1 protein-coding gene is annotated in these 262 nt (G+C 44.3%); it reads right to left on the bottom strand.

Annotated features, from left to right (window positions below; all coding sequences use genetic code 11):
* A partial coding sequence (locus tag SB772_RS42335; protein WP_410838814.1) for an FUSC family protein occupies nucleotides 1-262 on the bottom strand: 262 nt, incomplete at both ends.

Below are 262 nucleotides of genomic sequence, written 5' to 3'. Positions count from 1 at the left end.
AACGTACCTAATAATCGATGCAACTGTTTGATCCACATGGTTCGTAGCTGCATACCTTGGATGATAATAAAACAGCTCATCGCGGCCCAATACGGATAAGGCAGCTCTAACAGAACGGCGATGACCAATGCCAAACTAACGAAACTTACCACGATAAGACTATCGCTAATCATATCAGGCTGATAATCATAGACAGGTACAGAAGCAACAGGGCGCGTCGCCAATAAGAACAAACTATAGAGTAGCGCTAACAACATCGAGG

Source organism: Paraburkholderia sp. SIMBA_030, assembly GCF_046535245.1.
GTDB lineage: Bacteria > Pseudomonadota > Gammaproteobacteria > Burkholderiales > Burkholderiaceae > Paraburkholderia.
The sequence above is the reverse complement of the archived record's forward strand: the minus strand, read 5'-3'. Positions and strand labels throughout refer to the sequence as shown.